Source organism: Streptomyces maremycinicus (genome assembly GCF_001184025.1).
Classification (GTDB): Bacteria; Actinomycetota; Actinomycetes; order Streptomycetales; family Streptomycetaceae; genus Streptomyces; species Streptomyces maremycinicus.
Genome location: NZ_BBYG01000013.1, coordinates 317,536 through 330,817, shown reverse-complemented (window position 1 = coordinate 330,817; position 13,282 = coordinate 317,536). Strand labels below are relative to the sequence as shown.

Annotated in this window: 11 protein-coding genes; 2 read left to right on the top strand and 9 right to left on the bottom strand. The window is 73.5% G+C overall.

Going from position 1 to position 13,282, the window contains the following annotated elements:
* Positions 1-85 precede the first annotated feature (85 nt).
* From AOQ37_RS17125 to AOQ37_RS17100, 6 genes are all read right to left on the bottom strand, one after another.
* Positions 86-697, bottom strand: coding sequence for a flavin reductase family protein (locus tag AOQ37_RS17125; protein ID WP_078890244.1), 612 nt, complete (start codon positions 695-697; stop codon positions 86-88).
* Positions 698-758: 61 nt separating this feature from the next.
* Positions 759-1,553, bottom strand: a complete 795-nt coding sequence (locus AOQ37_RS17120) for an enoyl-CoA hydratase/isomerase family protein (RefSeq protein ID WP_062645395.1) — start codon at positions 1,551-1,553, stop codon at positions 759-761.
* The gene (locus AOQ37_RS17115; protein ID WP_062645394.1) at positions 1,544-3,769 is read right to left on the bottom strand and encodes an acetate--CoA ligase family protein; all 2,226 of its coding nucleotides are present in this window, start codon (positions 3,767-3,769) and stop codon (positions 1,544-1,546) included. The genes AOQ37_RS17120 and AOQ37_RS17115 overlap by 10 nt, the downstream gene beginning before the upstream one ends.
* 217 nt (positions 3,770-3,986) lie before the next feature.
* Entirely contained in the window at positions 3,987-5,462 is a 1,476-nt protein-coding gene (locus AOQ37_RS17110; protein WP_062645590.1) for a flavin monoamine oxidase family protein, read from the bottom strand.
* Positions 5,463-5,626: 164 nt separating this feature from the next.
* Positions 5,627-6,814, bottom strand: coding sequence for a flavin-containing monooxygenase (locus AOQ37_RS17105; protein ID WP_062645393.1), 1,188 nt, complete (start codon positions 6,812-6,814; stop codon positions 5,627-5,629).
* Between the two features lie 342 nt (positions 6,815-7,156).
* Positions 7,157-8,821 carry a subtype B tannase gene (locus tag AOQ37_RS17100; RefSeq protein WP_234436923.1) on the bottom strand — a complete coding sequence of 555 codons (1,665 nt, stop codon included), beginning with the start codon at positions 8,819-8,821 and terminating at the stop codon, positions 7,157-7,159.
* 204 nt (positions 8,822-9,025) lie between these two features.
* On the opposite strand from AOQ37_RS17100, the gene AOQ37_RS17095 reads away from it, so the two are divergent.
* Positions 9,026-9,439, top strand: coding sequence for a Zn-ribbon domain-containing OB-fold protein (locus AOQ37_RS17095; protein ID WP_062645589.1), 414 nt, complete (start codon positions 9,026-9,028; stop codon positions 9,437-9,439).
* Positions 9,440-9,464: 25 nt separating this feature from the next.
* Positions 9,465-10,067, top strand: coding sequence for a GNAT family N-acetyltransferase (locus AOQ37_RS17090; RefSeq protein WP_062645391.1), 603 nt, complete (start codon positions 9,465-9,467; stop codon positions 10,065-10,067).
* Positions 10,068-10,175: 108 nt separating this feature from the next.
* Here the strand turns inward: AOQ37_RS17090 and AOQ37_RS17085 are convergent, their stop codons facing one another.
* From AOQ37_RS17085 to AOQ37_RS17075, 3 genes are all read right to left on the bottom strand, one after another.
* Positions 10,176-10,841 (bottom strand): pyridoxine/pyridoxamine 5'-phosphate oxidase, encoded by a 666-nt coding sequence (locus tag AOQ37_RS17085; protein ID WP_062645390.1) that lies wholly within the window; start codon positions 10,839-10,841, stop codon positions 10,176-10,178.
* 17 nt (positions 10,842-10,858) lie between these two features.
* Positions 10,859-11,851 carry an expansin EXLX1 family cellulose-binding protein gene (locus AOQ37_RS17080; protein WP_062645389.1) on the bottom strand — a complete coding sequence of 331 codons (993 nt, stop codon included), beginning with the start codon at positions 11,849-11,851 and terminating at the stop codon, positions 10,859-10,861.
* Positions 11,852-11,997: 146 nt separating this feature from the next.
* Complete coding sequence (locus AOQ37_RS17075) at positions 11,998-13,167, bottom strand: thiolase C-terminal domain-containing protein (RefSeq protein ID WP_062645388.1); 1,170 nt, start codon at positions 13,165-13,167, stop codon at positions 11,998-12,000.
* Positions 13,168-13,282: the final 115 nt, after the last annotated feature.

The window sequence follows — 13,282 nt, the reverse complement described above, 5'->3', positions numbered from 1 at the left end:
CCCTCGGCGAACCGGACGGGCGAACCGCTCGGCGAACCGGACGGGCGAACCGCTCGGCGAACCGGACGGGCGAACCGGACGGCGTTCAGAGGAAGCGGCCCCGGTGGAACAGCAGGGGCGGCTCGTCCGCGGCCTCGCCCGTCCCCAGGGCGTGCACCCGGCCCACGACGACGAGGTGGTCGCCCCCCGTGTGGACGGCGTGGATCGCGCAGTCGATCCAGGCGAGGGTGCCGGCCAGGCGGGGTGCCCCGGACACGGGAGCCGCGTCGTGGGCGACCCCCGCGAACTTGTCGGTGCCGCTCGCCGCGAAGGCGCGGCACAGACCGGCCTGGCCGGCGCTCAGCACGTTGACGCAGAACACGCCGGCGCGGGCGATGCGCGGCCAGCTCGTGGACGTGCGGCCGACCATGAAGGCGACCAGCGGCGGATCGAGGGAGAGGGAGCAGAAGGACTGGCAGGCGAAGCCGGCCGGGCCCGCGATCCCCTGCCCGCCGCCGTCCTCGCCCTCGACGGCCGGTGCCGTCACGACCGTCACGCCCGACGCGAAGCTCCCCAGCACCCGCCGGAACTCGCCCTGGTCCACCGGGGCGCGTTCGTCCTCGCGGACACAGCGCAGCTCCGGGCGCGGCAGTGCCTCGACCGGGTGGTCCGCCCTGAGGTAACGGACGGCCGCGGCCGCCATGCCCACATGTCCCATCATGTGTTCCATTGAAACTGACGCTTCGTCAGATAGGAAGGCCCGCGGCGGCCGGGAACCGTCACCGGCCCCGGAACCTCGGCTCGCGTCGCTCCACGAAGCTCGCCACGCCGTCCCGCGCGTCCTCCGTCGTCATGTTGATCTCCTGCGCGGCGGCCTCGGCGGCGAAGGCGGTGGCCCGGTCGCCGTCCAGGGAGGTGTTGACCAGGTGCTTGGTGAGGGCCAGCGCGCGGGTGGGGCCGGCGGCCAGGCGTGCCGCCCACTCCCGCGCCGTGCGGTCCAGTTCGTCGTCCGGTACCACCCGGTTGACCAGGCCCAGGCGTTCGGCGTCCGGCGCGCCGAGCGCGTCGCCGAAGAACATCAGCTCCTTGGCCCGCCGGGGGCCGATCAGCCGGGGGAGGAGGTAGGCCCCGCCGCCGTCCGGGACCAGGCCCCGGCGGACGAAGACCTCGATGAACCGCGCCGACTCCGCGGCCAGCACCAGGTCACAGGCGAACGCGAGGTGCGCGCCCAGGCCGGCCGCCGTGCCGTTCACCGCGGCGATCACCGGCTTCTCGCAGTCGAGGACGGCACCGATCAGACGCTGGGCGCCGCGTCGCAGGGTCCGGCTCACATCGCCGGCCACCCGCTCGCCGCCGGTGGGAGCGCCCCGCAGATCCGCTCCCGCGCAGAAGCCGCGGCCGGTGCCGGTGAGGACCACCGCCCGGACGTCCGGGTCGGCCGAGGCCTGCTCGAGGAGGTCGATCAGCCGGTCCCGCATGGCGGGGGTGAGGGCGTTCAGGGTCTCGGGGCGGTCGAGGGCGACATGGCTGACCTGCCGGCCGGCCGTGCGCGACACGGTGATGCTCACCGGCACACCGCCAGCGCGTCCAACGCCACCGCGCCCTGTCCCCACGGCAGGACCACCAGGGGGTTGATGTCCAGCTCGGCGAGGTCCTCGCCCAGCTCCAGGGCCATCCGCTGCACCCGCAGGATCACCTCGACGAGCGCGTCCAGATCGGCCGGGGGACGGCCCCGTACGCCGTCCAGCAGCGCTCTCCCGCGCAGTTCGGCCAGCATGTCGCGGGCCTGGTCCTCGCCGAACGGCGGCACCCGCACGGCCGCGTCCCGCAGGACCTCCACCAGCACCCCGCCGAGACCGACCGTCACGGTCGGGCCGAACAGGTCGTCGTGGGTCACGCCGACCACCATCTCCACGCCCCGCTCCACCATCTGGCAGACCAGGACGCCGTCCAGCGCGACCCCCTCGTAGCGCGCGATGTCGGTCAGCTCGCGGTAGGCGTCCCGGACCTGGCTGGCCGAGGTCAGACCGACCTTCACCAGGCCCAGCTCGGTCTTGTGGGCGAGCCGGCCGCCGGACGCCTTCATCACCACCGGGTAGCCGACCAGCCCCGCAGCCCGCACCGAGGCCGCGGCGCTGGTCACCAGCTGCTCGCGCGGGACCCGGATGCCGTACGCCCGCAGCAGCTGCTTCGCCGCGTGCTCGCTCAGCTGCTGACCCGGCCGCATCAGCAGCTGTGCCTTGCGGAAGGACGGGGACTGGGTGCGCGGTGCCTCGTCGAAGGGGGAGCGGTAGTCGCGCACGAAGCGGTGGTGCCCGAGGTGGGCGCGGACGGCCGAGACGCAGTTGGCGAGGGTGCGGAAGGTCGCCACCCGGGAGGAGCCCAGCAGCACGTCGCGGTAGGCCGGTTCGGTGCCCACCGGTGAGCCCCAGACCACGCACACCAGCTTGTCCGTGTGTTCCGCCGCGTCCACCAGGTCCTGGACCAGGCGGTCGCTCAACGGCGGGAACGGGCCGGTGATCGGGCAGATCAGGACGCCGACGGCGGGGTCGTCGAGGATCGCGTCGATGATCTTCCGGCCGCGCTCGTCGCCCACCGGGTGCCCGCCGTTGTCGACCGGGTTGGCCACGTTCAGATACGCGGGGATCCACTCGTGCAGCTCGGCCTGCTTGGCCGCCGACAGGGTCGGCAGGGTCAGGCCCGCCGCCGTCGCGAGGTCGGCCGCGTGGGCGCCGGTGCCGCCCGAGATCGAGTAGACGACGACCCCGTCGGCCCGCGGCGGCCGGGCGCGGGCCAGCAGGGCGGCGGTGTCCTGGAGTTCGTCGAGACCGTCCACCCGGATCACGCCGTACTGGCGCATCGCCGCGTCGACGACCTCGTCCGCGCCGGTCAGCTTGCCGGTGTGGGAGGCGGCGGTGCGGGCGCCGGTCTCGGTGCGGCCGACCTTGACCGCGACGACCGGCACCCCGCGCCGGGCGGCCCGGTCGGCGGCGAGGAGGAAGGCCCGGCCGTCCTTCAGCCCCTCGACGTAACAGGCGATCGCGCCGACCTCGGGCCGCTCGGCGAAGTAGGAGAGGAAGTCGGCGGTCTCCAGGTCGGCCTCGTTGCCGGTCGGCGCCCAGTGCGAGAGGCGGATGCCGAGCTCCTGGAGGGCGAAGACCGGGCGGCCCTGGTGGCCGGACTGGGTGATCAGCGCGATCGACGGTCCGGGGAGATCGTCGCGGAACCGCTCGAAGGCGTTGAGGTTGGTGTTGGGGCCCAGGAGACGGATGCCCGAGCGGGCCACCGCCGCCGCGAGACGGTCCTGCGCGGCCGCCCCCTCCTCGCCCGTCTCCGCGAAGCCGGAGGCGAAGACGACGGCGAACCTCACCTTCGTCTCGGCGAGTTGCTCGATGACGGGCAGCGGGTCGGCGACCAGCAGGACGGCCAGGTCGACCTGTTCGGGCAGGTCGGCGACGGACGGCGAGCAGGGCAGCCCGAAGACGCTCGCGCGGGTGGGGTGCACGGGATGCAGCCGCGCCCCCACCCGCTCGGCCCAGCCCACCAGTTGCCGGGTGACACCGGTGTTCGGGCGTCCTTCGGCGTCCGAGGCGCCGATGACCGCGACCGACTCCGGCCGGAAGAACCGGTCCAGATCGGGGACGTCCGCGGCGAGCGGACGGCCGCTGACGTCGAGGTCGTCCGCCTCGGCCGGCCGGCCGTGGACGGCGGTCCCGGGATGCTCGCCGCACGCGATGACCCGGGCCCGGCGGGAGTCGGTGGTGAGGGTGCCGTGGGTTGATCCAAGCATCGGTCCGCCCGCTCCTGTGTGACTGCCATGAGTGACCGTCAAGTAACTGACGCTCTGTCAGGTTACATAGCTGACGGAGCGTCAGGAATGGTCGTGCACACAGAAAGGAGCGGGCGGGCGGCGGCCGGAGGGTGGGCGGGGAGCCGGGCGGTGAGCCTGCGGGGGCCGGGCGCGGCGGCGGCCGGCTGTGGAGGCCGACGGTGGGGGCGGGCGGTGGCTACAGCACCGCCTGCACCTCCTTCGCCACCCGCTCGCCCGACCGCACGGCTCCGTCCATGAAGCCCATCCAGTGGACGGAGGTCTCCGTCCCGGCCCAGTGGATCCCGCCGACCGGCGCGCGCAGGGCCGGGCCGTACTGGGTCAGAACGCCCGGCGCGGCGATCGAGACCGGTCCGCCGCGGGTGTAGGCCTCGTTGTTCCAGCGCTGGAGGACGAAGGAGGAGGGGGAGGCGGCCTTGTCGCCGAAGTACGTCACGTAGTCCTTCAGCACGGCCGCCCTGACCTCCGCCTCGCTAGCCGCGTCCAGCTTCCGGGCCTCGTCGGCCTCGATGAAGCCCATCAGCGCGCCGTACGAGGCGTCGGGCGGGGAGTTGTCGAAGGTCGAGCTGATCACTCCGGTGTCGCTGACCACCTGGCCGTTGAGGCCGTCGGCCCGCCAGAAGGGGGTGTCGTAGATCGCGATCGCCTTGCCGACCGAGGCCATCGGCAGGCGCTGGGTGAGCTGGTCGCGGGCGGCGGGCAGGAGCGGCTCGTACCGGATGCGGGCGGCGAGCGGCGGGGGAACGGCGACGACGACCCGCTTGGCGGTGACGGTGATGCCGTCCGCGGTGACGACGTACCTGCCGCCGGACCGGACGATCGTGCGCACCGGCGCGTTCAGGACCACCCGCTCGCCGAGGCTCGCGGCGAGCTTGACCGGCAGCAGCTGGGAGCCGCCGACGAAGCGCAGTTCCTGGGCGCCGTTCGCGGTCTCGGTGAGGCGTTCCAGAGTGCCGGGGGTCGACTCGTTGCCCGCGGCCGCGATGTAGAACAGGACGAACAGGAGCGAGAGTTCGCGGGGTTCGGCCGAGAAGATCGAGGTGCAGGCCACGTCGAGGAGGAACTTCGCCGACGGGACCACCGCGTTGGCGTTCAGCCAGCTCTCGAAGGTCTGCTTGTCCCACTCGGCGGCCTTGGCGGCGGTCCAGGGCGCGTCCACGGGCACCGTCCTGGCCATGTCGTCCAGCGAGGCCTGGACGATCGCGGCGTTGGCTAGGCCGGCGACATCGACCGGCGGGACGGAGCCGAGGAGGCCGTCGGTGGCGTACGGGGTCTTCCTGCCGTCCTTGTAGAGGAGGTTCTTGCCGGTGTTGTAGGTGGCGAAGGTGGCCACGCCCAGGGAGTCGGCGAGCGCCTTGACGCGGTCCTGGGTGGGGCCGATGAACTCGCCGCCGCCCTCGGTGACTCCGCCGTTCGCCAGAGGCAGGTTGACCACCCGGCCGCCCACCCGGTCGCGGGCCTCCAGGACGGTGACCGTGCGGCCGGCGGCCACCAGGTCGCGGGCCGCGGTGAGACCGGCGAGTCCGCCGCCGACGATCGCGACGTCCACGTCCCGGGTGGCGGCCGCGGCGGCCGGACCGGCGGCGGTCGCCGTCAGGGCGGTGGCGCCTGCGGCCACGGCGGCGGAGCGCCCGAGCAGGGAACGGCGGGACATGCCGCCGTCACCGGTGCGGGGGGAGTGCTGTCTTTCACGTGCCACGTGCGTCCTCCGTAGAGAGGGGGAGCCGGAAAGGTGAACAGGGCTCACATTCTGGCTTCGCGTGGGGGCCCGGGACAACGCTCTCGTCACATCTGACGCGTCGGTAACTGAAGTAAGCGTCAACGGAGTTGGCGGCGCACCGCCTTCGCGATGCGCTCCGCGTCGATCGCCAGCTCGCGGAGTGTGCCGCTGATGGGGGTGGTGAAGCCGGTGAAGTAGAGGCCGGGAGTGTCCTTCGGGGGGCGGGCGCCGTGGCCGACGGGTCTGCCGCGGTCGTCGAGCACGCCGAGGTGGCCGACCAGGTCCTCCAGGCCGCGGACGTACCCGGTGGCGGCGACGACGGCGTCCGGGGTGATCCGGGTGCCGTCGGCGAGGACGACCCCGTCCTCCTCGAAGCCCGTCACGGCGGCCGTGATCTCCACCCTGCCCTTGCGCACGGCGTCGATCAGGCCGACGTCCTGCACCGGGATGGCGCCCTCCTTGACGCGGGAGTAGAGACCGCTGTCGGGGCGGGGCAGACCGTGCGCCGACAGGTCGGGCACGCTGAGCTTCGCCATCGGCCGCGCGAGCCGGTCCACCAGGCGCACCGGGAGCCGCCGTACCAGCACGGCCGTGTACTGCGCGGCCCAGCCTGCCGTGGAGCGGCGCACGATGTGCGGGGCGGTGCGCACGGACAGCCGCACCCGGGCCGCGCCGTTCTCCACCAGGTCGACGGCTATCTCCGCGCCGGTGTTGCCGACGCCGACGACGAGGACGTCCCGTCCCGCGTACTCCTTGCCGCTGCGGTAGGCGGCGGCGTGCGCCAGCTCGCCCTTGAACGTCTCGCGGCCGGGCCAGTCCGGCAGGTGCGGGGTGTGGTTGTAGCCGGTGGCGACGACCACCGCCGAGCCGACCAGCTCGCGCCCGCCGCTGGCGCGCAGCAGCCAGCCGGTGCCGTCCGCGGTGCGCTCCACGCGGGAGACCTCGACGCCGGTGACGGTCTCCAGCTCGTGCACCTCGGCGTACTTCTCCAGGTAGCGCACCATGTCGTCGCGGGCCACCCACCGTCCGAACCGGCGTGGCATCACCAGCCCCGGCAGGGCCGAGAGGCGCCGGGTGGTGTGCAGATGCAGCCGGTCGTAATGGCGGCGCCAGGACGCGCCGACCGCGTCGGCCTTCTCCACGACGACGGCCCGTACGCCCTGGGCACGCAGCGCGTACGCGGTGGCGAGGCCGCCGGGACCGCCGCCGATGACGTAGACGGGGCGGTCGGCCGGGTTCGCGGTGGTGATCGCCTGGGGGGCCGGGCGCGGTGCGGAGTCTTCCATGAGCGCGAGCGTAATCACGGGGACCGTTGATGGGTCTCGGTCAAGACCGGAATTGGTTGCGGATCGATCACGCGTGGGGGAAGTGCGGGTAGGGCCGGTGACGTAGGCCACTTGGTTGTGCCCGGCCGGGTGTGACGGTGGGGACGCGACGGCGGGGACGCGTCCCGGGGAAGGGTGCGACGCCCGGCCCAGGTGCGCTCGGGCCGGGCGTCGCGTGCGACGGCGTCGGTCGCTTATGACGGGAGACCGACGCCGGCGCGGGCGGGGCGTCCATGACCATGACGGGAAACACACGCCTCCGCGTTCAGGATGCCTCCCGGGCGGGCCGGGAGGCGCGCGGAACTACCGCTTCGCGGCCTTGCCGCCGGTCCTGGCCCGGTGGCCGGTCACCTTGGCGATCCAGGTGATGAAGTCGCCCGGGTCGGTGTTGGCGCCGTGGCCCTGGTCCCAGTAGTAGAGGTGGTCGACGTCGTCGCCGAGGCCGTTCGCCGCGGCGGCGATGTTGGCGGAGACCGTCAGCGAGGTGTCGGAGTCCTTGGTGCCGAGACGGATCCACCAGTGCTTGCTGCGGCCCGGGTTGGGCTTGTCCACCAGGAAGTACATCGGGTTCATCAGCCGCAGCAGCTCGGGGATGTCGCTGTCGAGGCGCTTGGCGGTGAGCCCGGTGGTGTCGTTCCTCAGGCTGTACGCCGTGAAGTGACGGGAGAGGACCGTGCCCTTGCCGAACTCGTTGTTCTCGCCCGCCGAAAGGTCGAAGGCGTCGAAGGCCGGTACGGTCTTCTTGCGGGCGCCGACGTGGGTGAGGAAGTCCGCCCAGGTGAAGCCGGCCTTGCCGTTCTTCCAGGTGATGAAGGTGTTGGCGGCGAGGTACGTCTCGCGGGCGGAGTCGGAGAGGGCCGCCAGGTAGGTGGTGGCCGACGGCTCCAGGTACTGCTCGACCAGGTACTCGTCGTAGTTGCGGGCGTTCAGCGGACCGAAGCCGCCGAGTCCCCTGAGCTTCAGTCCGGCCTGGTACTCGGCGAACTGCGACCGGAGCGCCTTCGACACCGTCTGGTCGACCTGCTTGCCGGTGCCCAGGGCGTTGGTGCCCCAGTTCCACTCGTAGGAGCCGTCGGCGTGCTCCAGGTCGGTGATCGGGCACCAGGCGCCGGTCGCGAAGATCGCGTCGGAGGCGTCGGCCGCGCCGAGCTCCTCGAGGTACTCGGCGTAGAGCGGGCTGTCGCCTGACGCGCCGAGCAGCGAGGAGAGCGCGCCGCCCGCGCTGGTGCCGGCGGACACGATCCGGTCGGTGTCGCCGGGGATGACGCCCTTGTTGGCCCGTACGTACCGCACGGCGGCCTTGAGGTCGACGATCGCGGCGGGGGCCACGCCGTAGTACTCACCGGCGGAGTTCTTGAGCGTACGGCCGCGGGCGCCGGGCTCGACGACGACGTAGCCGGCGGCCAGGGCCAGCAGCTGGTTGGAGGACAGGGCCCCGCCGGTGGCGTTGGTGTTGCCGTTGGCACCGGGGGCGGAGGCCGAGGCGGAGGCGCTGGCGGAGGGCGCGCCGCTGGGTGCGCCGCTGGGTGCGCCGCCGCCCGTTCCGCCGCCCATGCCGCCCGCGCCGATCCCGGTGGCGTCCGCCACGGAGGACGGCATGTAGCCGCCGACGGAGTTCGCGAACAGGATGGGCGCGTCGCTCGCGTCGACCGCCGTGCCGTCGATCTCCACCGGCACGCTCACGTTCAGCGACTGGTAGGCGGCGTCCACCGGCTTGGCGACGTAGGTGATCGCCTTCCAGAAGTGGTACGTCACGGTGTGCTCGTCGCCGGCGGTGTCCGTGACGGTCGTCGTGAGCCTCGTCCAGGCGTCCGGGTCGAAGGCCAGCGAACCGGCGTCCGAGGACGAGGACGCCGACGAGCCGCTGGAAGCCTGCGCGCCGATGGCGATCCCGCCCACAGCCGCGACACCCGCGGTGGCGCCGAGCCCCAAGACGACCGACCTGCGCTTGACTGCCCTGTGCTTCACGATGCTGCCTCTCGATGAACCGGGTGGTGACTGTGCTCTCCGGGCTTGCGAAGGCGAACGTAATTCGGCGCCAACAAAATCGTCAACAATCTTCGTGGCATTCACGGTCGACGCACAGTTTCACGGCGGACGCACAGGGATCTCTCGTCGGGCGGCGCGGTCTTCCCGTGGCGGGATAGCTGACGTACCGTCAGATCCATGGAGATGGGCGACCGTTCCGACGTTCCCGAGACCGACGCGTTCACCCGCGTGTACTGGGACGCGGCCGCCGAGGGCCGGCTGCTGATCCGGCGCTGCGGGGCCTGCGCACGGGCCCACCACTACCCCCGGGAGTTCTGCCCGTACTGCTGGAGCGAGGACGTGACCTGGGAGGACGCGAGCGGTCTGGCGACCCTCTACACCTGGTCCGTCGTCCACCGCAACGACCTGCCGCCCTTCGACGGGCGCACGCCGTACGTCGCGGCGGTGGTCGATCTGGCGGAGGGGCCGCGGATGTCCACGGAGGTGGTGGGGGAGGCCGGGGGTGAGTCGGCGGGGCCGCCGGCGGGGCTGCGGGCGGGGCTGGCGCTGACGGTCGCGTTCCGGGACGGGGTTCCGGTGTTCCGGCCCGCGCCGTGAAGGACCGGCGGTGTTCAATGGCCGGATGACCGACATACGCGAGCCGCACCCGGCCCCCCTCGCCTCCGGTCTCCACGGCCACGGCCTCACCCTGCGGCCCTGGGACCCGGAGTCCGCCACCGACGTGGACGCCTGGCTGCGCGGGCACGTCGACCCGGAGTTCGTGCGCTGGAACACCCCACTGCGGACGATCACCGACGCCGCGGGCGCCCGGTCGTCCCTGGAGGGCCGCGGCGCGGACATGGCCGCCGGACGCGCCATGACGTTCTGCGTCACGGACGCGGCCGACGGCACGGTCCTCGGGCAGGTCGGGGTGAACATGATCGACCGCGTGCTGAGCTTCGCCAGGGTCGGCTACTGGGTCCTGCCGGAGGCGCGCGGCCGGCACGTCGCCACCCGCTCCCTGCTGCTCGCCGCCCGCTGGGCGTTCACCGAGGCCGGTCTGCACCGGCTGGAGTTGGGCCACGCGCTCGGCCACGACGCCTCCTGCCGGATCGCCGAACGCTGCGGCTTCCCGTGCGAGGGGACCCTGCGCGGCGCGATGTGGGAGTCGGGCCGCCGGGACGCCTTCCGCGACGTCCACCTCCACGCCCGCCTGGCCACGGACCCGGAGCCGGACCGGCCTTGAGGGGCGCCCGATCAGGAGGCGGGCGGGGTGCCCGGCGGCCCCTTCCGGGTGAGTGAGGGGCCGGAGCGTGGCGGACGCCGGACTTTCGGCGGGGTCAGCGGGGGCTTCTCACGGCCAGAGTTGTTCTCTGGACCAGGCTCCCGCCGTCCGGCGGTACCGCAGTCGTGCGTGTCGGCGGGTGCTGTCGCCCTGGAAGAACTCGACCTCGTCCGGGCGCAGCCGGTACAGGGTCCAGGTCGGGGAGGTGGCCGTCGGGTTCGCGCGGGCGTGCTCCCAGGCCGCCTCCGACGCGGCCGTCAGGTCCTCCGTCGAGGTCAGGATCTCGCTCTGCCGTCCGGTCAGGGCGGCGGCCAGGGCCCCCGTCGAGCGGGCGTGCAGATCGGCCTGGGCCTCCTCGGAGGGGGCCGAGGCGACCGGGCCGCGCACCCGGACCTGGCGGCCCAGCACCGGCCAGTAGAAGGTGAGGGCCGCGTACGGGCGGGCGGCGAGCTGACGGCCCTTCCGGCTGGTGGCGTGCGTCGCGAAGGCCCAGCCGTCCGCGTCGGCGCCGTGCAGCATCACGATGCGGGCGTCCGGCAGGCCGTCCTCGCCCACCGTGGCGAGGGTCGTCGTGTGCGGCTCGCGTTCGCCCGCCGCCACCGCCTCGGCGAACCAGTCCGTGAAGAGCGGCAGCGGCTCGGCGGGGGCTTCCTCCGGGGCGAACGGAGGCAGCGCGGTCACCTCCGGGTCCCACACCCGCAGCGACCTCAGCAGCTCATGAAGATCCTTGGCCATACCGCGAGAGTAAGCGCTCAGTGCCGGGCGAACTGGACCCGCGTCGGCTGCACCACGTCCGCCCGGACGGCGATCCCCTCCACCGTCAGCCGCTCCCCGTAGATGTCGGTGAGCCGGAGCGCGCCGCCGCAGCCGCTGCCCTGCTCGGAGAGGAAGTAGTTGTACCCGGTGCGCGCCAGCCGGGTCCAGCCGGCGCCCGTGCGGACCTCCAGCCGGGCCAGCGGGTTGCGGTGGCCGATCGCCTGGATGCCGCACCAGTACCGGGTGGAGCCGGTCTTGTAGCGGATCGAGACCGTGTCCGAGGTGGCGGGGCTCAGCAGGCTCCAGGTGACCGGTATGCGGCCCGCCGAGAGGGGGGCGAGCTCGGCGAAGGCCTGGCGGCTGAGGTCGAGTTGGCCGGCCTCGCAGGGCGCCGGGCACTCGTTGGTGATGCGGACCGTGATCGACGCTCCGCTCCCGGCCCGGACGAGGACGTACGCGCCGCACGCCTTGGACGTCTCGTAGTCGGCGGTGTTCATCGCCGCCGTCATGACGTCGGAGGTGGGGCCGTAGGAGCAGGCGCCGTCGCCGTTCCCGACGTCGTAGGAGGTGGCGACACCCCGGTAGGCGGTCCCGGGCGCGATCCGCCCCGCCGCCGGTGCCGTGCCGGCCGCGGTCCGCGCGGCGGTCCCGGCCGGACGTCCGCCCGACGGGCCGGACGCGCCGGTGGGTGTGGCGGCGGGGGCGGCCGTCCCGCCGGCCGTCGCGCTCGGGGACGCCGTGGACGGCTTCGGCGACGGTGACGGCCCGGTGGTCCGGGTCGCCGTCGGTGAACCGCTCACTGCGGCCCCGGCGGCGGGCTCGACGGCGCGGGCCCCGCCGTCGGCCCCGGTCTCGGCCCCGCCGTCCGGGCGGAAGGCGACGACCAGGGACACGGCGAGCGCGACGGCCGCCACGGCGACCACCGTGACGAGGGGAACGCGGCGGGCGCGCCGCTCGGGGCGGGGCCGGCGGTGCGAGGAGGATGCCACGGATGAATCCTTACGCGGTTCGGTGGAGCACGTCCTGAAAAAGCCTTCGCCCCGTCGGTCGCCGCCGGTCCCGCAAAGGTTGCCGTCCCCGCCGGAGAACTTCGGCGAGTCGGGTGGGGCAGGGGTGGCGCGCCGGTCGCGTCGGCTCAGTCCCGGCCCAGGACCACCGTGCCCGACGAGCAGAACCAGCCGCCTGTCCCCGAGGCGACCCCCAGCCGGGGCAGGCCCCCGTCCGGTGTCCTCACCTGTCGCTCCCCGCCCTCGCCCCGCAGTTGCCGCACCGCCTCCACCAGCAGGAACAGCCCCCGCATCCCGGGATGCTGGGCCGACAGGCCGCCCCCGTCCGTGTTCACCGGCAGGGTGCCGGACAGCGTCAGCCGCCCCTTCTCCACGAACGCGCCGCCCTCGCCCTTCGCGCAGAAACCCAGGTCCTCCAGGGTCACCAGCGTCATGTAGGTGAAGGCGTCGTAGATCTCGGCGAAGTCCATCTCCCGCGGGCGCAGGCCCGCCCGCTCGAAGGCCAGTCGGCCGCTCACCGCCGCCGGGGAGACGGTGAAGTCGTCCCACCCGGACATCGCGGCGTGCGAGACGTGCTCCCCCGTGCCGAGGACCCACACCGGGTCCGTGCGGCAGTCGCGGACGTACTCCTCGGCGGCCAGGAGCACCGCCGCGCCGCCGTCGGAGCGCAGACAGCAGTGCAGTTTCGTGAACGGGTCGGCGATCATCGGGCCGGACAGGACGTCGTCCACCGTCACCGGGTCGCGGAACATCGCACCGGGGTTCAGGGACGCGTTCGCCCGTGCCTGGACCGCCACCTCCGCCAACTGCTCGATCGTCGTGCCGTACCGGAGCATGTGACGGCGGGCGGCCATCGCGTACTTGGCGATCAGGGTGTGGCCGTAGGGGACCTCGAACTGGAGCGGACCGCGGCCGCCGAAGGCGAAGGTGCCGGTGCGGCGGCCCGCCTTCACGTCCGCGCGGGCCGTCGAGCCGTACGCCAGCAGGACCGCGTTCGCATGTCCGGCGGCGATCGCGTCGGCCGCGTGCGCGGCCATGACCTCCCAGGTCGCACCGCCGACGGAGGTGGAGTCGACCCAGGTGGGCCGCAGGCCGAGGTAGTCGGCCACCTCGACGGGGGCCAGCGTGCCGAGCCCGGCGGACGCGAAGCCGTCCACCCGCGACCGGTCGAGCCCCGCGTCCGCCAGGGCCCGCCGGGCCGCCTGCGCGTGCAGGGCGTAGGGGGTGGCGTCGTCCACTCGGCCGCAGTCGGAGAGGGCGACACCGACCACGGCCGCTTTCCGGGTACCGGATGCCATGGATCTGACGGTACATCAGATAACGGCCGCCCTGAAGATGCCTTCTCTCTGTGCATTCCAGTTCCCCCGGCCTAATATGACGCGCCGTCAGCTCTGGACGGGACCGGACGAGAGG

What these genes read in the sequence shown, in the direction of transcription:
- AOQ37_RS17125 (WP_078890244.1), bottom strand. Translation starts at nt 697, where the DNA reads ATGGGACATGTGGGCATGGCGGCCGCGGCCGTCCGTTACCTCAGGGCG.
- AOQ37_RS17115 (WP_062645394.1), bottom strand. Translation starts at nt 3,769, where the DNA reads ATGCTTGGATCAACCCACGGCACCCTCACCACCGACTCCCGCCGGGCC.
- AOQ37_RS17110 (WP_062645590.1), bottom strand. Translation starts at nt 5,462, where the DNA reads ATGTCCCGCCGTTCCCTGCTCGGGCGCTCCGCCGCCGTGGCCGCAGGC.
- AOQ37_RS17105 (WP_062645393.1), bottom strand. Translation starts at nt 6,814, where the DNA reads ATGGAAGACTCCGCACCGCGCCCGGCCCCCCAGGCGATCACCACCGCG.
- AOQ37_RS17095 (WP_062645589.1), top strand. Translation starts at nt 9,026, where the DNA reads ATGGGCGACCGTTCCGACGTTCCCGAGACCGACGCGTTCACCCGCGTG.
- AOQ37_RS17090 (WP_062645391.1), top strand. Translation starts at nt 9,465, where the DNA reads ATGACCGACATACGCGAGCCGCACCCGGCCCCCCTCGCCTCCGGTCTC.
- AOQ37_RS17085 (WP_062645390.1), bottom strand. Translation starts at nt 10,841, where the DNA reads ATGGCCAAGGATCTTCATGAGCTGCTGAGGTCGCTGCGGGTGTGGGAC.
- AOQ37_RS17075 (WP_062645388.1), bottom strand. Translation starts at nt 13,167, where the DNA reads ATGGCATCCGGTACCCGGAAAGCGGCCGTGGTCGGTGTCGCCCTCTCC.